The 20,450-nt window shown below is 71.0% G+C and carries 15 protein-coding genes, 2 tRNA genes and 3 pseudogenes; 8 read left to right on the top strand and 12 right to left on the bottom strand.

The window, feature by feature from the left end:
• Positions 1–546 precede the first annotated feature (546 nt).
• The 5 genes and pseudogenes from ADK54_RS35080 (at position 547) to ADK54_RS35065 (ending at position 3,079) form a co-directional block, all read left to right on the top strand.
• Positions 547–1,254 carry an HNH endonuclease gene (locus ADK54_RS35080; RefSeq protein WP_159048004.1) on the top strand — a complete coding sequence of 236 codons (708 nt, stop codon included), beginning with the start codon at positions 547–549 and terminating at the stop codon, positions 1,252–1,254.
• A complete protein-coding gene (locus ADK54_RS35075) occupies positions 1,251–1,907 on the top strand; it encodes a hypothetical protein (RefSeq protein ID WP_159048003.1) in 657 nt (218 codons plus the stop codon). Before ADK54_RS35080 ends, ADK54_RS35075 begins: the two co-directional genes overlap by 4 nt.
• Positions 1,898–2,176 carry a hypothetical protein gene (locus ADK54_RS35070; RefSeq protein WP_053729834.1) on the top strand — a complete coding sequence of 93 codons (279 nt, stop codon included), beginning with the start codon at positions 1,898–1,900 and terminating at the stop codon, positions 2,174–2,176. The genes ADK54_RS35075 and ADK54_RS35070 overlap by 10 nt, the downstream gene beginning before the upstream one ends.
• A gap of 65 nt (positions 2,177–2,241) precedes the next feature.
• Positions 2,242–2,367: pseudogene (locus ADK54_RS44170) on the top strand (VapC toxin family PIN domain ribonuclease); the annotation flags it as partial.
• Between the two features lie 172 nt (positions 2,368–2,539).
• Positions 2,540–3,079, top strand: a complete 540-nt coding sequence (locus tag ADK54_RS35065; RefSeq protein WP_234392343.1) for a site-specific integrase — start codon at positions 2,540–2,542, stop codon at positions 3,077–3,079.
• A 91-nt stretch (positions 3,080–3,170) separates the two neighbouring features.
• Here ADK54_RS35065 and ADK54_RS35060 read toward each other — a convergent pair.
• Positions 3,171–3,243, bottom strand: a tRNA-Arg gene (locus ADK54_RS35060).
• Positions 3,244–3,695: 452 nt separating this feature from the next.
• Positions 3,696–3,789: transfer RNA gene (locus ADK54_RS35055), tRNA-Ser, on the bottom strand.
• Positions 3,790–4,026: 237 nt separating this feature from the next.
• Here ADK54_RS35055 and ADK54_RS35050 point away from each other — a divergent pair.
• Positions 4,027–4,464 (top strand): SSI family serine proteinase inhibitor, encoded by a 438-nt coding sequence (locus ADK54_RS35050; RefSeq protein ID WP_053729833.1) that lies wholly within the window; start codon positions 4,027–4,029, stop codon positions 4,462–4,464.
• A gap of 151 nt (positions 4,465–4,615) precedes the next feature.
• Positions 4,616–8,671 carry a PAS domain-containing protein gene (locus tag ADK54_RS35045; RefSeq protein ID WP_053729832.1) on the top strand — a complete coding sequence of 1,352 codons (4,056 nt, stop codon included), beginning with the start codon at positions 4,616–4,618 and terminating at the stop codon, positions 8,669–8,671.
• A gap of 80 nt (positions 8,672–8,751) precedes the next feature.
• On the opposite strand, the gene ADK54_RS35040 is transcribed toward ADK54_RS35045, so the two are convergent.
• From ADK54_RS35040 to ADK54_RS35005, 9 genes and pseudogenes are all read right to left on the bottom strand, one after another.
• Positions 8,752–10,407, bottom strand: coding sequence for a long-chain fatty acid--CoA ligase (locus ADK54_RS35040; RefSeq protein WP_053729831.1), 1,656 nt, complete (start codon positions 10,405–10,407; stop codon positions 8,752–8,754).
• A gap of 202 nt (positions 10,408–10,609) precedes the next feature.
• On the bottom strand, positions 10,610–11,155 hold the full coding sequence (locus ADK54_RS35035; protein WP_053729830.1) for a SigE family RNA polymerase sigma factor: 546 nt from the start codon (positions 11,153–11,155) through the stop codon (positions 10,610–10,612).
• 242 nt (positions 11,156–11,397) lie between these two features.
• Positions 11,398–12,240, bottom strand: a complete 843-nt coding sequence (locus tag ADK54_RS35030; protein ID WP_053729840.1) for a DUF1906 domain-containing protein — start codon at positions 12,238–12,240, stop codon at positions 11,398–11,400.
• 190 nt (positions 12,241–12,430) lie between these two features.
• Positions 12,431–13,597, bottom strand: coding sequence for a lipid-transfer protein (locus ADK54_RS35025; RefSeq protein ID WP_053729829.1), 1,167 nt, complete (start codon positions 13,595–13,597; stop codon positions 12,431–12,433).
• Positions 13,598–13,707: 110 nt separating this feature from the next.
• Positions 13,708–14,085: pseudogene (locus tag ADK54_RS44165) on the bottom strand (MaoC family dehydratase); the annotation flags it as partial.
• Positions 14,086–14,154: 69 nt separating this feature from the next.
• Positions 14,155–15,174: pseudogene (locus tag ADK54_RS35020) on the bottom strand (acyl-CoA dehydrogenase family protein); the annotation flags it as partial.
• The gene (locus ADK54_RS35015) at positions 15,174–16,145 is read right to left on the bottom strand and encodes a bifunctional MaoC family dehydratase N-terminal/OB-fold nucleic acid binding domain-containing protein (RefSeq protein ID WP_053729828.1); all 972 of its coding nucleotides are present in this window, start codon (positions 16,143–16,145) and stop codon (positions 15,174–15,176) included. The gene ADK54_RS35015 and the pseudogene ADK54_RS35020, both read right to left, overlap by 1 nt.
• Positions 16,142–17,305 (bottom strand): acyl-CoA dehydrogenase family protein, encoded by a 1,164-nt coding sequence (locus ADK54_RS35010; RefSeq protein WP_053729827.1) that lies wholly within the window; start codon positions 17,303–17,305, stop codon positions 16,142–16,144. The genes ADK54_RS35015 and ADK54_RS35010 overlap by 4 nt, the downstream gene beginning before the upstream one ends.
• A gap of 234 nt (positions 17,306–17,539) precedes the next feature.
• Positions 17,540–17,851, bottom strand: a complete 312-nt coding sequence (locus ADK54_RS35005; RefSeq protein WP_053729826.1) for a hypothetical protein — start codon at positions 17,849–17,851, stop codon at positions 17,540–17,542.
• A 449-nt stretch (positions 17,852–18,300) separates the two neighbouring features.
• Between ADK54_RS35005 and ADK54_RS35000 the strand changes: the two genes are divergently transcribed.
• Positions 18,301–19,164: a bifunctional DNA primase/polymerase gene (locus ADK54_RS35000; protein WP_053729825.1), complete on the top strand. Its 864-nt coding sequence runs from the start codon at positions 18,301–18,303 to the stop codon at positions 19,162–19,164.
• Positions 19,165–19,507: 343 nt separating this feature from the next.
• On the opposite strand, the gene ADK54_RS34995 is transcribed toward ADK54_RS35000, so the two are convergent.
• Positions 19,508–20,362, bottom strand: coding sequence for a helix-turn-helix domain-containing protein (locus tag ADK54_RS34995; RefSeq protein WP_159048002.1), 855 nt, complete (start codon positions 20,360–20,362; stop codon positions 19,508–19,510).
• Between the last annotated feature and the right edge of the window lie 88 nt (positions 20,363–20,450).

The following is a 20,450-nucleotide window of genomic DNA, read 5'->3' as shown; positions in this document are numbered from 1 at the left end:
ACACACTGAGGTGCTGGACCGGCATCTGCACCACCTGCCACCGCCCGCTACCTAGCCCACGGAAACCAACAAGATCGCCTGAGACTTAACGGAGTCCTATTAGCCATCGTCGTAGGTGGCGATAGTCGTAGCCCTTGTCACCGTGCAGCTTGCCAGGCCGCCGACGTTGCGGGCCGCGGGCCGCGACGTACGCTTCGACGAGCCCCAAGCCCGGAGAGGCGACGTAGCAACAACACTCCTCTACCTCGCGGCCTCGTGCCCTTCAGACAGGACTGCCACAGTCAATAGTGGTGCCACCAAGCCCTCACTCCTGCCGCAGCCCTACAAATCTGCCCAGGTCAGTGGCCTGGGTTTGCTTGTTGTCTAGTCCAACTCGAGAGTGGGAGACCCTCTGCGCGCCCTTCCCATAACTCGTCCGGCACGAGCCTCTCCAGCCATGCGATGGGCAAGATCATGTTCAGCGGGGTTAGTAACACCCCTCAGTCAGTAGGGGCGGCCACGTAGGCTGTCGTCCGCTCGGATGATCCCATCGACGTGGACGGAGCAATGGCAGATACCTCGTGCCGGGTGAACCCAGATGCGAACAGCCGGCGTCGCCTTTGGGGCGACTCCGGTGGCTACTGCGGCAATCCCAAGTGCCGGACGTATCTGTTCCCCGATGATCTAGACGTAGATTTCGCCGAGCTCGCCCACATCATCCCGGCTTCACCCGCCGGCCCGCGTGGAGTACCTCTGACGGAGGTCTCTGCCGAGGCCCGTGCGCATCACCAAAACCTGATCTTGCTGTGCGCCAACTGCCACACGACGATCGACAAAGCTCCGGACCCCTACCCCGCCGACATGCTGTATGGCTGGAAGCAGGCTCGAGTCAACGAGATCCAGGTCGCGGTCGCCACACCGGTGTTTCAGACCCGTGCCGAAGCGCGGGCCCAGATCCAACGCCCGCTGGATGACAACGCCTTGATTCATGCCAGGTACGGCCCGGTAGGTGACCCGTACCAGCAGGGAGATTCAGTCCTCTGGCTTCGCCATGCGCGGTCCACGATCGTTCCCAACAACCGCACGATCCTCCGTGCGCTGGACGCCAACCGGAACCTGTTGACACCGGAGGAACAACGACTCGTGGCGGCCTATCGTCTGCACGTTGAGCAGTTTGAGAGTCGGCATGTCCTCGACGACTTCACGACCGGTACGGAGCGCTTCCCTGAAGCCATTCAACATGTCTTCCTGGACGAGAGGACGGACGAGCCGTGAACGATGTACGAGGCTGGATCGAGAGAAAGCTGGCCGAGAGTCGCTTCTCTGCAACGAGACTGTCGGATCGACAGTTGGAGATCACCCGTGACAACCTCCCGAACGCTCGTGTCCTGTGTGTCGGACTAGCTAAGGGGGAGACGTTCGGGGTCGAAAACCTCGACGCCGCCCTCGCGGATGTCCCTGGCACCGGCTTCATCGTCGTGGTGCCGACGGCCATCACACATGCTGCGTACGAGCGAGCCGAGGAACTCGGCGTCTGCGTGGCAGGTTTCGGCGAACTCGTCAGTGCCCTGCACCATGACCCGGACGTAGCTCAACACATCGACAGCCAGGAGCAGTACGAACGGCGCCGTTTGATCCGCAACGAAGCCGTGACGTCCATCAAGCGCAAGGGGTACCACGCGTACGAGATCCAGCGGAGGAAACTCCGGTCGCTTACCGTCGTCACGACGAACGACTATGAGTTTACTGCGGACCGGCTGTACAGCATTCTGGAGAGCCATGATGGAATTAACCCTGACCTGATTATCGTCACCAATCCGAATTGCCGGGGGTTCTCCACCGACTCGCGAAAGGCTGCCGCCCGGGCGGGCATCCCCCTCGTCCACTTCGAGGACTTTCTCGACGGTCTCGGCTCCAAGTGGGCCTGAGCCGCTGGCCTCACCTGAAACTTCTGACGGAGGCGGCGCGTGCCTTGCCATCATTGGAGGTTTGGCTATTCGGCTCGGCACTACGGTCCGAACGCCCTGCGGATCTGGACATTCTGCTGATCTACGAGGATCGCTCCGCAGTGGTGGCCCTGCGCAAGATGAACCACTGGGAAGACATGCGCCCGCCGTTCCACCTCATCGCCATGACACCCCGGGAGGTCGACGAGTACGACTTCATCAGGATCACCGGGGCGGTGCGCTTGATGTGACCATACCGGTGACTGATCACCGCCGATTCGCTCGCCGATCAGCACCCCAGCACCGAGACCATCGACTCGTGGTGGCCGCCACGGCCGAGTTGCAGGAACTGACACTGGTCAACCGCGACCGCGTCTTCGTGTGCATCGCCGCAGTCACCGGCCAAGCACTCCAGTGGTACAACCCGGAAGCCGGCAATTGAACCAAGGGCCAGCCCCGGCCACGGCACCAAGCGCGAGATCGAGCCGCTGACTGTGGTGGAGGGGCGCCAGCTCTTGGCGGCGGCCCGTGAAAACCGCCTCTGGGCCGCGTACGAACTCGCTGTTCGGATCGGTTTGCGGCGCGGTGAGGTGCTGGGCCTGCGCTGGTAGGACGTGGACCTGCACGAAGGAGTTCTCACCGTCCGGCAGGCGCTCCAGCGCGTCAGCGGCGAACTCCTGATCGTCCCGCCCAAGACACAGCGATCTGCACGTCGCGTGGCCCTGCCGCCCGAGTGCGTGACGGCGCTCCGCGCCCAGCGCGCCCAGCAGATCACGGACAAGAAGGGGGCGGGCGACAAGTGGAAGGGCACGGGACACGACCTCGTCTTCACCACGAAGAACGGGACGCCCATCGAGCCGCGCAACCTGAACCGTTCCTTCGAGGTGCTGTGTGTCCGCGCTGGCGTCCGCAAGGTCCGCTTTCACGACCTGCGGCACACCTGCGCGTCCCTGCTCCACGAGCAGGGGGCCGACGCCCGCATGATCATGGAAGTCCTCGGGCACAGCTCGATCCGCGTCACGATGGACATCTACACCTTCGTGCGGCTCGACTCGCAACGCACGGCCATCGACCGCGTAGATGACGCGCTCAGGGGTGACGGCGACAGCGGCGAGGACGACGACGGCTCGGCCGGTGTCCCGATAGCCGTCTGATCCACACGCCAGGGCGGTTGCCGTCAACGACCGCCGTCAGGAGAAACACCAGAGGCCCCGTCGATCTCTCGACGGGGCCTCTGGCCTGCTGTGCACTCGGCAGGATTCGAACCTGCAACCTTCTGATCCGTAGTCAGATGCTCTATCCGTTAAGCTACGAGTGCTTGTGCTTCCGGGGTTTTTTCTGCCCCGTCGGCGTTGCGAGAACAACATTACATGACCTGCGCCGTGACGCGAAATCCATTAGCCCTACCGCCTCTGACCTGCGGAAATGCCTCTGCGTGAGCAATCCCGGGGTGCCGGGCGAGGTCGGGCGCGGGGCGGGGGCGGGCCCAGAACGGGGCCTCCGTGGCGGAGGAGTGGCGGAGAACGGCCGGGCGGCCGGCCGTGGGCGGGGGGCGCACTCGGAGCACGGGTGGCCGGCAGGCCGAAGGGTGCGAGTCCTGCGCGAGAGTCGGGGGCGGCCCGGCGAAGGGTCAGGGGTGGGAGCGAGATCCACCGGGCGCAGACGTACGGGGCCAAGAGTGGCCCGGGGTGCGCGTCGGGCGCAGGGGCGGGCGGCAGGCTCGGACAACGGCCGAAGCCCCGGCCGTGGGGCCGGGGCTTCGGGTGTTGCTGGCGGAGGCGGAGGGATTTGAACCCTCGATGGGCTTTAAGACCCAAACCGCATTAGCAGTGCGGCGCCATAGACCGGACTAGGCGACGCCTCCAGCACACCGTCGCGTGCGCGAGTGGTGCGTGCAGATGATGACACAGCCTTGCGGGCCGTCACCAATCGCACCCCACGGTACTAGGCAGGTGGGCACCAGAGCAAAGCCGTTCTGCGGCGCAACGCCGGGCGTTGACGCGCGTTAGACCCCTGGAGCCTTCAGGGAGCCTCAGGAGACCCCCCGGGGGACCGAACCGTCCGCCGAAAGTCCGCCCATACGCCTGGAGATACGAGACCCATGCTGCGCCGCCTCGCCATCACCGCCGCCGCTTCCCTCACCGCGCTCGCCGCCGCGCCCGCCGCCTCCGCCGGGCCCCTGCCGGTCCCGCTGTCACTGCTCGGCGACGGCCACACCGAGGACCGGCTCACCGTCACCGTCGAACACGACCCCGGTGTCGAGGGGAAGTACACGCTTGAGTGCCACCCCGCCGGCGGGAGTCATCCGCGGAGCCAGCAGGCCTGCGACAAACTCGACTCCGTGACGACCTGGGGCAAGGACCTCTTCGCGCCGGTGCCCAAGGACCGGATCTGCACGATGCTCTACGGCGGTCCCGCCACCGCGCACGTCACCGGCAGCTGGGCCGGGCGGCCCGTGGACGCGACGTACAGCCGTGCCAATGGGTGCGAGATCTCGCGGTGGGACAACCTGGTGCCGGTGCTGCCGAGCGCCAGGTAGGGGACCCCGTACGCCCACCGCGCGTACCCCTTGGTCACACAACCTTGGTGAGAGCTCCCCCTCATCCGCCGTCGCTCGCGCATCGCCAGCCTTTAGACTCCCTCCCAGTGACAGGCCGCAAGGTGCAGTGGTTCAGGGAGGAAGCGTCGTCGTGAGCAGCAGGCCATCCCGAGGCGCTGCTCGCCTCGCAGCCATACTTGACGCCCTTCCGGACGGGCTACTGCTCGTCAACTGCAACGGCACGGTCGTCAACGCCAACACCGTCGCGCTGGGAATGCTGGAGGCGCCCGGTACGGGGCTCGTGGGGCGGGGAGTTCTCGATCTGCTGCCCACTTTCGACTCCAAGCTCATCCCCGGCTCCATGCGCCGGCCCGAGAGCGAGGACGACCAGGGCCGCACCAAGCCGACCCGGATGATCGCGCGCCGCACCGACGGCACCGAGTTCCCGGTCGAGGTGACCAGCGCCAACCTGGAGGACGGCCGGGACGCGTACGCCTCCTACGGAAGCGGCGGCGGGCCCGGCTCGTACTCGGGCGACGAACTCCTCATGCTGGTCGTACGGGACCTTTCGGGCACCGTCGACACCGAGGCGGAGCTGGCCCGTTCGCAGCGGCAGACCGAGATGATCCTGCGGGCCGCGGCCGAGGGCGTGGTCGGGACCGACACCGACGGGCGGGTCGTCCTGGTCAACCCCGCGGCCGCGCAGATCCTCGGCTACCGGGCCAGCGACCTCGGCGGGCAGGAACTCCACCCGCTGGTGCTGCACTCGCGCGAGGACGGCGAGCCGTTCCCGTACGAGGGCAGCCCGCTCGCCGACACCCTCAAGTCCGGGCGCAAGCACCGGGTGCGCGGGCAGGTCATCTGGACCAAGAACGGCACCCAGGTTCCGGTCGACCTGACCACCGCACCGGTGCGCGACGGCGACCTGCTCGTCGGCGCCGTCATGACCTTCACCGACCGGCGCCCGTACGAGGAGCAGGCCGCCAAGCACGCCGCGGTCCTTGAGCGGGAGACCGCGCGCTACGACGCGCTCGCCGCCCGGCACCAGCAGCTGCTCTCGGTGCTCGCCGGTTCGCTGCGCGGGCCGATCGACGAACTGCGCGCCGAACTCTCCGCGCTCGCCGCCGACGACGCGGGCCAGCTGTGGCCCGAGGCCAACCAGGTCCTGCACCACCTCGCCGCCGGCTACTCCCGCATCACCACGCTCGTCGACAACGTCCTCGGCTACCAGCGCCTCGACGCGGGCAGCGAAGAGCTCAAGAAGGCCAAGGTCCTTGTCGATTCGGTGGTCGGCGCCGGCGTCGACGGCGCCGTCGAGCTGATCGGGCCGGGGCGCGCCCAGTTCGCCGTGCACACTCCGCCCATCGAGGCCGAGGTCGACGCGCCCCGCCTGGCGACCGCGCTGGCCCACCTGATCGCGGACGTCGCCGGCGTCGACGCGACCGGCAAGGCGCCGGTCGCCGCCGGTGGCTACATGGACTCCACCGTGGTCGTCGCGGCCGCGGTGCGCGGCGAGGTCGTACGCATCGAGGTGCGCGGGCCCTACGCGGGGGGCGACCCCGTGCACGGGCCCATCGTGCGCGGCATCGTGAAGGCGCACGGCGGCGTCCTGCAGACCGTGGACGTGCCGGGCATGAGCGGTTCGGCGTACGTGCTCGAAGTGCCGCTCGGCGCGGGCGCCGGGACGGTCGAGGCACCCGCGGCCCCGCAGCCCGACGAGGCGCTGCTGCCCGCCCAGCAGGACGGCGGCGGGCGCAGGCGGGCCCGGCGGGCGTCCACGGACGCGTTCCTGGAGAGCCCGGTCAGCGAGGAGAAGTCCCCGACCGGTCGGCGGCGGGCTCGGGCCGGCGTCGGTTCCGAGCCCGGGTCCGGGTCGGGGTCCAGGTCTGGTGACGGTTCCCCTGCCGGTTCTGGTTCGGACGGTGCTGGGGAGGGCGACGGCCCCGACGGGGAACGAGCCCGGATTCCGGGTCAGCAGAACACCGGGACCGGTGGGCTCACCGAGTCCGCCGAGGGTGCGGGCGTACGCGCGAGTGCTTCCGGTTCCGGGGGCGCGGCCGCGGGCCCCTCCGGGTCCGGTCGGCGTCGTGGGCGGCCCAGCCCCGCTGAGCAGGCCGTCGGGCGCGCAGCCGGACAGCCCTTGGGGCAGGCCGCTGAAGGTTCCGTCGTCACCGGTGCGGAGAGCGCCCGCGAGTCGTCCGGCATGGGCCGGGCCGCGCTGGGCGAGACCGTGCCGCCGCAGGGGGTGCCCACCGAGGCCACGGGTCGCCGGGCCCGCCGTGCGCTGCCCGCGCCTGCCTCCAGCGAGGCACCGGCCGCCCCTTCCTCCGGCCCCGCCGAGAACGCCGCCGAGCCGACGGGGCGCCGGGCCCGCCGCGCCCTGGGTGCCGCGCCGGCCGGGGGCAGCGCCGCGAACGGACAGGAGGGCTCGGTGCGGACCGCGTTCGCGCTGCCGCCCGCCGATGCCGACCGGGCGCCGCGTCCGGCTCCCGTGTCCCCGAGCCCGACCTCGATCCCGACCCCGGATACTGCGGCGGACGCTGCGGCACAGGGGCGGCTCGGCTCCGTACCTTCTGCCGGTTCCGCACGGACTGTGGAGGAGGCCGGGCAGGTAGGGGCGGGGAACGTGGGTGCCGGGCACATGGGGTTGGCCGAGCACATGGGTGCCGGGCCTGTAGGCGCTGGGGCCATGGGTGTTGAGCCCACGGGAGCTCGGGCTATGGGTGCCGGCCCTATGGGTGCCGACCCCATGGGTGCTGGGCCCACAGGTGCCGCCGGGTCCACAGGGGCGCACCCCACTCCCGCCGGGCAGGGTTCGAACACCGCCACCCGGAACAACCCCGCCCCCGGCGACCCCGTGGCGGATCACACCCCGCCTCAGCCGCACCCCGCCGAGCAGCCCGAATGGGCGGCCCGCGCGGTTCCGGTGCCGGGCGCGGCAGGTCCCGTACCGCCGCAGAACCAGAACCAGGCCCAGGCCGACCAGGCCCAGGCCGACCAGCCGCAGAACCAGCCGGCGCCCAAGTCCGCGCCCGCCAGGCCCGCTCGGCAGCCGCTGCCCGCCGAGACTCCGCCCGGAGGCATCCCGGTCGTCGGCGGGGACACACAAGGACGGGCGTTCAGTGTGCGGGCGCTCGGGCAGAATGCGCCGTTCAGCCAGACACAGGCCCCGGCATCGGCCCAGACGTCGGCCCAGACGTCGGGCCAGACGTCGGGCCAGACGTCGGGCCAGACCTCCGGCGGCTCGCTCGGTTCCGGGCGCCGGCGCAAGCTCGGCACGCCTCCCGAGGGCGTCGAGCGCCCCGCCGAACCGGCCGCCCGGCCGCATCCCGTACTCCCCTCGCCTCCCTCGGAGGGCCGGGGCCGCGCGTACGCCATCGGGGCGCCCGACGAGGGTGCCGAGGGACCCGAGCCGCTGGACGGGCCCGGCGGCGCCGTCGAGGTGGCCAACCGGCCGCAGCCGCAGCCCGTCGACGACGAGCTGCCCCCCGAGCCGCTCGACAACCCGCGCCGGCTGCTCGTGTGGCCCGCGCCCGACGTCTCCACCCAGCAGGCGCTGAGCGAGCGCGGCTACCGGCCCGTGGTCGTGCACTCCCGCGAGGAGGTCGACGCGCAGATCGCCGCGTTCCCCGCCGCACTGTTCGTCGACCCGCTGACCGGCCCGATCACCCGTACCGCGCTCCAGTCACTGCGGCAGGCAGCGGTCGCCGCCGAGGTTCCCGTCCTGGTCACGGCGGGGCTCGGGCAGGCGACGCGGGAGGCGGCGTACGGCGCCGACCCGGCCGTCCTGCTCAAGGCCCTCGCGCCGCGCGACAGCGAGCAGCACCCGTCCCGCGTCCTGCTGATCGAGGAGCACGAGGAGATCGCGCTCGCGCTCACCGCGACGCTTGAGCGGCGCGGCATGCAGGTCGCCCGCGCCGGCACCGACTCCGAGGCGGTCACCCTGGCCGCCCAGATGCGGCCGAACCTGGTCGTGATGGACCTCATGCAGGTACGCCGCCGACGGGCCGGAATCGTGGACTGGCTGCGCGCCAACGGGCAGTTGAACCACACCCCGCTGGTCGTCTACACCTCGGTCGGCATCAACCAGGCGGAGCTCCCGAAGCTCTCGTCGGGCGAGACGGTCCTGTTCCTCGCGGAGCGGTCCACCAGCGGTGAGGTTCAGGGCCGCATCGTGGACCTTCTGGCGAAGATCGGCACGAACTAGCACTCACGGCGCTGCAGTTGTTCGGCTGCGGGCCGTCGTGGGCCGCCCGCAGCCGAACAACCCGCACCCCGGCGGAGCGTCTACCGCAGCTCCGTCACGTCCAGCTCCCCGTCCGCGTACTGCCTGCGGATCACCTTCTTGTCGAACTTGCCCACGCTCGTCTTCGGCACCGCCTCGATCAGGGCCCAGCGCTCCGGGAGCTGCCACTTGGCGATCTTCTCGGCGAGGAACGCCTTCAGCGCGGCGTAGTCGGCGGTGGCGCCGGGCTTCAACACGACCGTGGCGAGCGGGCGTTCGCCCCATTTGTCGTCCGGGACGGCGACGACCGCCGCCTCGGCGACCTCGGGGTGCGCCATCAGCGCGTTCTCCAGCTCCTGGCTGGAGATCCACTCGCCGCCGGACTTGATGACGTCCTTGGCACGGTCGGTGAGGGTCAGGTAGCCGTCGGGGCTGATCACGCCGACGTCCCCGGTCCGCAGCCAGCCGTCCGGGCTGAACTTGTCGTCCGGGCGGAAGTCCTCGCCGCCCACGCCGCCGAAGTACGCGCCCGCGATCCACGGGCCGCGCACCTCCAGCTCGCCCGCCGACTCCCCGTCCCAGGGCAGGAATTCGCCGCCGGGTCCGGCGAGCCGCGCCTCGACCCCGGCGGGGAAGCGGCCCTGGGTGATGCGGTACGGCCACTCCTCCTCGGCGCCGAGCCCGGCCGGCGGGTTGGACATCGTGCCGAGCGGCGAGGTCTCCGTCATGCCCCAGGCGTGGCAGAGCCGCACACCGATCTTGTCGTACGCCTCCATCAGCGAGGGCGGACAGGCCGCGCCGCCGATCGTGACGTTCCGCATCGAGGTGAGATCGCGGGGGCGGGCGGTGACCTCGGCGAGCAGGCCCTGCCAGATGGTGGGGACGGCGGCCGCGTGCGTCGGCTTCTCGCGCTCGATCATGTCGGCGAGCGGCGCGGGCTGCAGGAACCGGTCGGGCATGAGCATGCTCACGCCGGCCATGAAGGTGGCGTGCGGCAGGCCCCAGGCGTTCACATGGAACTGCGGCACCACGACCAGCGTCGTGTCCGAGTCGGTGAGCCCCATCGACTCGGCCATGTTGACCTGCATGGAGTGCAGGTAGATCGAACGGTGGGAGTAGACCACGCCCTTGGGGTCGCCGGTCGTGCCGGAGGTGTAGCACATGGCGGCGGCGCTGCGCTCGTCCAGCCGCGGCCAGTCGTACGTCGTCGGCCGCCCGGCGAGCAGCTCCTCGTACTCGTGCACCTGCGGGCCCGCACCGTCGATGTCATCGAGCAGCGAACGGTCCCCGGGACCGGTGACGACGAGGTGCTCCAGCGTCGGCAGGTGCGGCAGCAGCGGGGCGAGCAGCGGCAGCAGTGAACCGTTGACGATCACCACGCGGTCGGCGGCGTGATTGACGATCCAGATCAACTGCTCGGCGGGCAGCCGCAGGTTGAGGGTGTGCAGCACGGCGCCCATGGACGGGATCGCCAGGTACGCCTCGACGTGCTCGGCGTTGTTCCACATCAGGGTGCCGGCCGCCTGGCCGTCCTCGACGCCGAGCTCGCGCAGGGCGTGTGCCAGCTGAGCGGCCCGGGCACCGATCTCGGCGAAGCTGCGGCGGTGCGGTTCGGCCTCGCCGGTCCAGGTCGTGACCTGGGACTTGCCGTGGATCGTCGACCCGTGGGTCAGGATCCGCGAGATCAGCAGCGGTACGTCCTGCATGGTGCTCAGCACGGCGTCCTCCCGGTGAGCGCTACGGTGCGCTCTGCGGCGATAGGGGTGTGCCGAATTCTGCTCACGTACCGCGCGGTATGTCACTACCCGGGAGTAGTTTCAGCCGTGGTTCCGCGAAGTTACCTGCAGAAACCTGGGCCGGGCGCTCGTTCCGTGGCCGAGGCCGTCACCCCGTGTCACCAAATGAGCGGTGCTGACCACGTCACCGTATGGGCTCCAGCTCCGGGTCCTCGCGGAGTTTGCCGAGGGCCCGCGACACCGCGCTCTTGACCGTGCCGACCGAGACCCCGAGCACCTCGGCGGTCTGCGCCTCGCTCAGGTCCTCGTAATACCTGAGGACGACCATGGCCCGCTGACGGTCGGGGAGCTTCATGACCGCCCGCCACATCGCGTCGTGCAGCACCTGCTGGTCGGCCGGGTCGGGGCCGGGCACGACCTCCGGCTCGGGCAGCTCGTCGCAGGAGAACTCGTCGACCTTGCGCTTGCGCCACTGCGAGGTGCGGGTGTTGAGCAGCGCGCGGCGCACATAGCCGTCGAGCGCCCGGTGGTCCTCGATCCGGTCCCAGGCGACGTACGTCTTGGTGAGCGCCGTCTGCAGCAGGTCCTCCGCATCGCTCGGGTTCGCGGTCAGCGAGCGCGCGGTGCGCAGCAGCACGGGGCCCCTGGCGCGGACGTACGACGAGAACGACGAGTACGCGTGGTAGGGCGTCGCCGCTCGGGAGGCGCTGGTGCAGACGGGCGTTGTCATGACTCCACGCTATGAGCGCCGAGGCCCGCCGGGATCGGCCCCAGGTCCCGAAGCGGTGTCCGCCTCAGGTTGTAGGGGTGGGGGTGGCCACACCTCCTGAAGGTGGAGGACGCATCCCCGGCCCTCAGGGTTCACCCTCCGGTCCGACGCCTGTGAAGGTGGCAGGGCCCCTCCGGTCCAGCGACCGCGGAAGACTCCCCGACCCCCGGTTCAGCCAAGACGGAGAGCTCTCCCGACCTCTTTCAGCCGATGCGGGCGACCGGCGCGTCGACCTGGTTGCGGTCCACGACCAGCCGGTATCCGCCGTGCGACTCGGCGGCGTCCCCGGCGTACTGGTGGATGCGCAGGTGCTGCCAGGCGTTCTTGCCCAGCGACGGCTCCTGGTACAGCTCGGGGCCGGTGTGCCAGCGGGCGAACCAGATCGCCGCCGGAAGGTCCTTCACCCCCGCCAGCCTGGCCTGCTCCATCTGCCGTACGCCGGAACCGGCGCTGCTGTAGAACCCCGGCAGGTACCCGCGCCCGCGCACCTCCCGGTTCCAGGCCCGCACGAAGTCGAGCGTGGTCCGGGCGCACGACGCGTTGCCCACGTTGTACGCCTCCAGGTCGAGGTAGAGCGCGCTGCCGGCCACGATGCCGAGCGCCCGCGCCGCCTGGACGGCCTGGCCTCCCTCGGACCTGCCCTGCTTCGCGGGCTTGCTGCCGATCCGTACTCCCTTCTTGTTCTGCGCGTACACGCACGGGGACTGCGAGCCCACGAACACGGGCAGCACCTGCCAGCCCATCCGGTGCACCTGGGTCACCCAGCTCTTGTTCAGGTTCCGCTGCACCGGGCAGTGCCGGCCACGGCCCGCGTAGTAGATGCCGACGGCGCGGTACGGCGAACTCCGCCAGGCCCGCATCGCGGCCAGTGAGGGCGTGTTGCAGAGGTCGAAGGCGGCGCCCTTGAAGGGCGTGGCGGCCACCGCCGCCTGCTCGTCCTGCCCCTCGTCCTGGCCCTCGTCCGCGACCGCGGAGGGGACCAGCAGAGTGGCGAGGGTGAGCAGCGTGGTGGCGCAAGTGGCGAGGGTCAGCGTGAGACGGCGCATGGCCCGAGTGAACGACCGCCCGCCCGAACCGGCCACCGCTCGGCCCGCCGCCTCCGCCGTCCGAGCACAGGATCAGTCGGCCGGGCCAGTTCGGTCGTCCTGCGACGGACCGGCGCTCGCGCCAACCCGTGCGACGCGCATGAGCCCCTGACGTACCTTCAGGCGACGCCACTCACCCCCTGACGGGCTCTCAGCCCTCCCTCCCCAGAACGAGCCCCGACGTGGGGACGCCCGTACCCGCCGTGACCAGGACGTGGGCCGCGCCTGGTATCTGGTTCACCGACGTGCCCCGCAGCTGGCGGACCGCCTCCGCTATGCCGTTCATCCCGTGCAGATACGCCTCACCCAGCTGCCCCCCGTGCGTGTTGAGCGGCACCCCGTCCGCCGCCACGAAGTCGGCCGCCTCACCCGGTGTGCAGAAACCGAACTCCTCCAGCTGCATCAGCACGAATGGCGTGAAGTGGTCGTACAGGATCGCCACATCCATCTCGGCGGGGGTGAGCCCGGACGTCCGCCACAGCTGTCGCGCGACCACCCCCATCTCCGGCAGCCCGGCCAGTTCGTCCCGGTAGAAGCTGGTCATCGCCTCCTGTCGGCGGCCGGCGCCCTGCGCGGCCGCGGTGATCACGGCGGGCCGCTGCCGCAGGTCCCTGGCCCGCTCGGCGGTGGTGACGACGACGGCCTGACCGCCGTCGGTCTCCTGGCAGCAGTCCAGGAGCCGCAGCGGCTCGACGATCCACCGCGACGCCGCATGGTCGGCCAGGGTGATCGGCTGGCCGTGGAAGTACGCCGCCGGGTTGTTCGCGGCATGGCGGCGATCGGTGACCGCGACGTGGCCGAACGCCTCGGGCGTCAGGTTGTAGGTGTGCAGATAGCGCTGGGCGGCCATGGCGACCCAGGACGCGGGTGTGAGCAGCCCGAACGGCAGCGACCAGCCCAGCGCCGCCCCCTCCGCCGACGGCTCCCGCTGCTGCACCCCCGAGCCGAAGCGCCGGCCCGACCGCTCGTTGAACGCCCGGTAGCAGACGACCACTTCGGCCACCCTGGCCGCGACCGCGAGGGCCGCCTGCTGCACGGTGGCGCAGGCCGCGCCGCCCCCGTAGTGGACGCGCGAGAAGAACGACAGCTCGCCCATGCCTGCCGCCTGCGCGACGGTGATCTCCGGGCTGGTGTCCATGGTGAACGTGACCAGACCGTCGACGTCCGAGGGCGCGAGACCCGCGTCGTCGAGCGCCGCGTGCACCGCCTCGACCGCCAGCTTCAGCTCACTGCGCCCCGAGTCCTTGGAGAACTCGGTCGCCCCGATCCCCACGATGGCCGCCCGCCCGCCGAGCGAGTCGGCCTTGCGCACGCTCATGACTCACCCCCGGAACAAGCGGCATGCGCGGCCTGCGCGGTGCCCCCGGGCGTCCCACGGGTCCCGGCAGCTCCAGCGGCCTCAGCGCGCCCAGCGGGCCCGGAAGGCTCGGGGACAGCCACCCGCACCGTGCCGGTGACGTGATGGCCCAGCCCGTTCGCCCCGATCACCCGCACCTCCGCGACCTCCCCCGCCACGGCCGTCACCGTGCCGGTCAACGTCATGGTGTCCCCCGGGTAGTTGGGCGCACCGAGTCGTATCCTCACCGACCGCAGCCTGGCCGCCGGCCCGAAGTGGTCGGTGATGTACCGGCCGACCAGGCCGTTGGTGGTCAGGATGTTCATGAAGATGTCCGGGGACCCCTTCTCACGCGCGATCTCCGCGTCGTGGTGCACGTCCTGGTAGTCGCGGGAGGCCACCGCCCCGGCCACGATCAGCGTCCGGGTGATCGGGATCTCCAGCGGCGCCAGCTCGTCTCCGGCCTTCACGCCCCCACCCCCTCTCCGATGTCGGATCCCCCCCACCGACGGGCGTCCCGCGGACGTCTCCGCCAGCCTCTCCCTCACGATCAACTCACCCAATTCCGCTAGGAGTTCACCCCCGCACCCCAGATACGCATCGAGCTGCCGCCCCCACAGGAAGTGCCGGTGGACGGGGTGTTCCAGGTCCGCGCCGAGGCCGCCGTGCAGATGCTGGCCCGCGTGCACGACTCGGGTACCCGCCTCGGACGCCCACCAGGCCGCCGTCAGCGCATGCGTCCCGTACGGCAGCCCCTCGTCCCGCCGCCAGGCCGCCTCGTAGGAGGTGACCCGTATCGCCTCGGTGTCCATGTACGCGTCGGCCGCGCGCAGCAGCACGCCCTGATTGGTGGAGAGCGGGCGCCCGAACTGCTCCCGGGTCGTGGTGTGCCGGACCGCCCTGGCCAGCGAGCCCGCGCACACACCGGCCTGTAGCCCGGCGAACGCCGTCCGCGCGGTGGCCAGCACGTCCTCGTACGCCTCCGCCCCGCCCACCCGCTCGGCCGGGGTGCCGTCGAGCGTGAGCCGCCCGGCCGCCCAGGGTGCGGTCGTCTCCACCGGCTCGGCCCCCGCGTCGGCGACCCGCACCAGCCACAGGCCGCGTTCCGCGTCAGGGACCAGCACATGGGTGGCGTCCCGCAGCCACGGCACGAGCGGCACGGCCCCGGTCAACTCGCCAGCTGTCGTTGCCCGTACGCGGCCGGCCGACGCGGGGAACGCTCCGGTCGCCACCGCGCTGCCCTCACGCAGGGCGGGCAGCAGCCGGTCGCGCTGTTCGGCCGTGCCGTGCGCCGTGAGCGCGAGCACTCCGTAGACACAGCTCGCCGCGAACGGCACCTGCGCGGTCGTCCTGCCCTGCTCCTCCAGGGCGAGGACCAGGCCGAGGAGGCCGACCTCCTCGACGGCCGCCACGAGGCCGGTCCCACACAGCGCCTTCCACAGCTCGGCGTCGGTGCCCGTACCGGCCGCGGCGAGCCGCTCGTGCGTCGAGAGGTCGCCGAAGATCTGCCCGGCGAGCTCCGAGACGGCCGACTGCTCCTCGGTGGGCGTGAAGTCCATCAGGCCGCCTCCGCCCGGAACACGGGGAGCTCCAACTCGTCGTCCACCCGCAGGAATTCGAGCCGCACCGGCATTCCGATCCGCACCTCGTCCGGCGCCACCCCGACCACGTTGCTGATGATCCGCACGCCCTCCGCGAGCTCGACCAGGCCCACCGCATAGGGCGGGTCGAAGGCGGGGAAGGGCGGATGGTGCATCACGACGTACGAGAAGACGGTCCCGCTGCCGCTCGACTCGACCGTGTCCCATCGCTGCGACCCGCAGGCGTTGCACCCCGGCAGCCAGGGGAAACGCGGCTCCGCACAGTCCTCGCAGCGCTGGATCAGCAGCCGGTGCTCGGCGACGCCCGCCCAGAACCCGGCGTTGTCCCGGTTGATGACCGGCCTGGGGCGCATGGCTCGCGAAGGCGCCTCACCCGCCTCCCTCCCCTCAGCCCGGGCGAGCCCCTCCTCAGGAGGACGCGAACTCCGTTGCACAGGCGCGTACTTGAGAATGCGGAAACGATGTGTGCCCGCGAGCTCGCCGTCCGCCGAGACGTCCATCCGCGTGGTGACGAAGTGCCCCGTCCCCAGCTTGGTGGTCTTGCGCTCCGACACTGTCTCGATCACCGCGTCGTACGTGATGCGGTCGCCCGGCCGCAGGTCACGGACGTACTCCTGCTCGCAGTCCGTCGCCACCACCGAGGTGAATCCGGCGCCGTCGAGCAGCTCGAACAGCTCGTCGTAGCCGGAGGTGCGGCCCGTGCCGTCGCCGTGCCCGGAGAGGCCGCCCATCGTCCACGCCTGGAGCATGGTCGGCGGCGCTATCGCGTCCGGCCCCGTATACGCGGCATGGCTGTCGCCCATCGCCTCGCACCAGTGCCTGATCATCGGCTCGTTGACGAGGTCCTTGCCGACCCCCGCGGTCGCCGCCGGCTGCCCCTCGAACTTCTTCAACCGGCCAAGGAAATCCGCCTCGTTCACCCCGCTCACCTCTTCCCCCGTTTCATCCCGAGCCGCATCGTCGCGACGATCTCCCGCTGCACCTCGCTCACCCCGCCCCCGAACGTGTTGATCTGTGCCGCCCGGTTCATCCGCTCCAGCTCCCCGTCCCCGAAGGCGCCGGGCGAACCTCCCCTGATCAGGCCCGCGTCCCCCACGATTTCCCGACACATTCGATACGTTTCGACCGCGGACTCCGTTCCCGTGAACTTCACGCCGCTGGCGTCTCCGGGCGCGAGGATCCCGGCCCCCACATCGCCCACCAAACGCCAGCTGAGCAGGCGATTCACCGCCAGCCGGGCATGCGTGGCGGCCACCTTCGCCTTCACCCATCCGTGGTCAACCGGGCGCCGCGAAGTCACCGGATCGGGCGTACACGCATACGCGAGCGCCGCGTCGTAGAAGTCCTCGGCCTGCATGCCGATCGCGGCCAGCGCGACCCGCTCGTGGTTGAGCTGATTGGTGATCAGCCCCCAGCCCGCGTTCTCCTCGCCGACCAGGTTTCCCAGCGGCACCCGGATGCCGTCGTAGTACGTCGCCGTGGTGGTCAGGCCGCCGACCGTCTCGATCGGGGTCCACGAGAAGCCGGGTGCGCCGGTCGGCACCAGGATGATCGAAATCCCTTTGTGCTTGGGCGCGTTGAGGTCCGTGCGGCAGGCGAGCCAGATCCAGTCGGCGTTCTGCGCGTTGGAGGTGAAGATCTTCTGCCCGTCCACCACCCAGGATTCCTCGTCCCTCACCGCCCTGGTCCGCAGCGAGGCGAGGTCGGTGCCGGCCTCCGGTTCGCTGTAGCCGATGGCGAACACGAGGTCGCCGCTGAGGATCCTGGGCAGGAAGTACGCCTTCTGCTCGGCGGTCCCGTACTTCATCAGGGTCGGGCCGACCGTGTTCAGGGTGACCATCGAGACGGGTGCGCCCGCCCGGTAGGCCTCGTCGAAGAAGACGAACTGCTCGTCGGGGCCGCGCCCCTGGCCGCCGTACTCGACGGGCCAGCCGAGGCCCAGCAGCCCGTCGGCGCCGATCCGGCGCAGCAGCGCTCGCTGCTCGTCCGGGCCCGCCCCGAGCGGCGGCCCGTCGGGCATCAAGCGGGCGAAGTACGTGCGGAGTTCGGCGCGCAGCCGCTGCTGGCGCTCGGTCGGGGCGAGGTGCACGACGGCGGCCTTTCCGTGCGTACGGACGACTCCGCCGATCCGCCCGCGCGCGGGACCGGGCAGATCTACGGATCAGGGTTTCTGACTGTCCGTCAGATTCAGCCTCGCTGTCAATGCCCCGGGCGACGGACGAATCGCCGGGCACACGCGAGCGGCCCGGGTGACCGTGCCGAAGCACTGTCACCCGGGCCGCCGATCACCCCATGGACCGGACCCCGCGCCAGGGGAGGCGGCTCACCACAGACGGGAGAAGTTCACGGCGACGTTCCCGTTGCCCTGGTTGATCGACGTGAATGCCGAGCCGTTCACCTGGGCCGTGTTGCTCTGGTTGGTGGCACCGGCTCCGACGGCCTGCTGCTGCGTGGTGGACGAATTCCCACTGTTGTTGTGGCCGACCCCACTGCCGCTGACGGTGGCTACCGCCGCGTTCGATCCGTGGCCCGCGATGGCGCCGTTGTCGGCGGTGGCCACACCCGAGAAGAGGGCAGCGGCGAGAGGCAGCGCGGCAACGGCGGCGAGGACGCGGGCGGTACGGATGCTTGCCATGTCAATTCCTCCAGGAACCAGAAGTACGGGTAGTTCGGCTCGTTCCAGGTCGCACCTACTGGCCGTAAGTGCGCCCTGGTCCAAGGCAGTTGGCCGACCGCCCCGGACGCTGTGACGACGTCGCGGGATCAGAGTTGCCCACCGAATCCCCGGCGAACCAGTCACCGCGGCATCTTTCGCCCGCAAGCGTGAGGACATGTCGATAAACCCTCAATGCGCTCCCAAAGCTCTGGCCACGGCTGGATCACGAGCGCCGGAGCCGCCCCCGCGCAAGAGAAGAACCGTTTCGGCTCGGATTCGGCCAACCTTTGGCCGCCATCGAAAACTCGCCCGGAGGACACCGATACGGCACCGGATCGTCGCGCCGACCCTCCCGTAGGCACCCCGAGTCGTGCCGGTCACTCCCGAAAGGGATTCCCTTTCTCGAACATTCGTACGAACATGGAGCCATGGCCACCATCGACCGGCAGGCCGCCACCCTGGCCCTCGCCCACGCCCTGTCCGCCGCCGAGCGCGGCCTGCCCGTCATCCCGCTGTCCCGCACCAAGCTCCCCGCCCTCCCCTCGCCACACCGGGAGGACCCCCAGCCGGCGCTCTGCCGGGGCGAGTGCGGGCTCACGGGGCACGGGGTGCACGACGCCACCACCGACCCGGCCGCGGTGCGCGCCCTGTTCGCGGCCGCGCCCTGGGCCACCGGTTACGGCATCGCCTGCGGCCGGCCGCCGCACCACCTCATAGGCATCGACCTCGACACCAAACCCCCGGCGGCCGATGCGACGGCGGCGCTCCAACACCTGGCCCTGCGGCACCTGTTCACAATCCCCGAGACCGTGGTCGTGATCACTCCGAGCGGGGGGCGGCACATCTGGCTGACCGGTCCGCCCGGCGCGGTCGTGCCGAACTCCGCGAGCCGCCTCGCCCCCGGCATCGACATCCGGGGCGCCGGCGGCTATTTGGTCGGGCCCGGTTCGCTGAGCACCCGGGGCGTCTACCGCCTCGCGCCCGGCACCGCCCACCTCGGCCCCGCCCCCTGCCCAGGCGCACTTCTCGACCTGCTCACACCTCCCGCGCGCCCTCATCACCCCCAGCAGCACGGTGATCACCAGGGGCAGGGCCTGGTCCAGTTCGTGCTGGCCGCCCATGAGGGCCAGCGCAACACCCGGCTGTTCTGGGCGGCGTGCCGCGCGTACGAGAACGGCATCGGCGAGGAGCTCACGGGGGCGCTCGCCTCCGCCGCGATGCGTACCGGGCTCACCGAACGCGAGGCCCTCGCCACGATCGCGTCGGCGGCCCGGATGACCATGTCCCGGTGACGGGGCCCGGTGACGGGGCCGGGTGACGGGGCCGGGCCCGGCGCGGCCCTCCTGGGTGCTCGGCCCGGTGGGCGCGTCTTCGGTACGTGGCCCGGCCGGGCGCACAGAAGGCTTCCCCCGAGGAGCCTCCCGTGCGCCGGCCGGCTTCGGACGCGTCCTGATCAGCTGGGAGCACGACCCCACCAGCTCGCCCGGACGGGAAGTCCGTCCCCGTACCGGGAACTCTGACATCCGCCCCGCCATTGAGTCTTGGACAAAATCGCGGGTCCCCACGGAGGTGACTGGGCAAGGCCGTCACTTGGCGGTCGCGTACGTTCCAAACCCGGGGCGGCCGACTGGTTGTTCACCCCGCGAGCCACACGCTGGTGTCGGCCCTGGCAGCCAGGAAGCGGCCCGGGGTGACGCCGGTCAGGGCGGTGAACTCCCTGCTCAGATGCGACTGGTCGTAGAAGCCGCAGGCGATGGCCGCGTCCACCGGCCGGCTTCCCGTGGTCAGCAGCCAGGTCGCCCGGCGCAGCCGCAGGATCCTGGCGACCCGCTTCGGCGTGAGCCCGAACTCCCGCCGGAACAGCGTCTCCAGATGGCCCATCGACCAGCCGGTCCTGGCCGCCACCTCCCGGATGGGGAGCGTCCCCGAGCTGCGGACCAACAGGTCCCAGGCGCCGCGCGCGCCGGGTTCCCGCGCGGGCCGCGCGTCGGCGGACCACCGCAGCAGGGTCCGGTCCAGCAGCGCGAACCGCTCGCGCCAGTCGGGGGCCGCCGCCAGCGCCTCGCGCAGGTCCTCCACGCGTCTGCCCAGTACGTCGACCGGGTCGGTCACGGTGTCCGCGAGCTCGCCCAGCGGGGTGCCGAACATCCGCTGCGCGGCCCAGGGGGCGAGCGTGACCTCCACCCCGTGCAGCCGGCCCGCGTGCCCGAGCACCCTGGCCCGGGTGTGCAGGCCGGACACCAACGAGGTGTGCACGGCGGTCCGACCGGGGTGCCGCCCGGCAGGGCCGACGCGGATCTCGTGCCCGAACCCGATGAGCAGCGACACCTTCCCGCTCGGTACGACGAGCCGCTCCCGCGGCCGCTCACCGGTCAGCCGGAACCCGCGATAGGCCCCGACGCCCGGCCGCAGGCGTGCGTCCGGCAGCGCGTAGACCCTGCCCTCGTCGCCGCTCCCGCAACTCCCGGGCCGGCACGTTCGACCTCTCACCCACAGCTCCTCGCCCCGGGACCACCCCGGACGGGTTCCACTGTCGATTCCCCCTGGCCCAAGAGCCAGACTTCACGGCATCCCTGGG

It is taken from the genome of Streptomyces sp. WM6378, assembly GCF_001279695.1.
Lineage (GTDB): Bacteria > Actinomycetota > Actinomycetes > Streptomycetales > Streptomycetaceae > Streptomyces.
This window is presented reverse-complemented; position numbering and strand designations above follow the sequence as displayed.

Excerpts from the sequence above, each read along its gene's own strand:
- ADK54_RS35000 (WP_053729825.1), top strand. The coding sequence starts at position 18,301 with ATGGCCACCATCGACCGGCAGGCCGCCACCCTGGCCCTCGCCCACGCC.
- ADK54_RS35080 (WP_159048004.1), top strand. The coding sequence starts at position 547 with ATGGCAGATACCTCGTGCCGGGTGAACCCAGATGCGAACAGCCGGCGT.
- ADK54_RS35025 (WP_053729829.1), bottom strand. The coding sequence starts at position 13,597 with ATGAGCGTGCGCAAGGCCGACTCGCTCGGCGGGCGGGCGGCCATCGTG.
- ADK54_RS35050 (WP_053729833.1), top strand. The coding sequence starts at position 4,027 with ATGCTGCGCCGCCTCGCCATCACCGCCGCCGCTTCCCTCACCGCGCTC.
- ADK54_RS35035 (WP_053729830.1), bottom strand. The coding sequence starts at position 11,155 with ATGACAACGCCCGTCTGCACCAGCGCCTCCCGAGCGGCGACGCCCTAC.
- ADK54_RS35005 (WP_053729826.1), bottom strand. The coding sequence starts at position 17,851 with ATGGCAAGCATCCGTACCGCCCGCGTCCTCGCCGCCGTTGCCGCGCTG.
- ADK54_RS35030 (WP_053729840.1), bottom strand. The coding sequence starts at position 12,240 with ATGCGCCGTCTCACGCTGACCCTCGCCACTTGCGCCACCACGCTGCTC.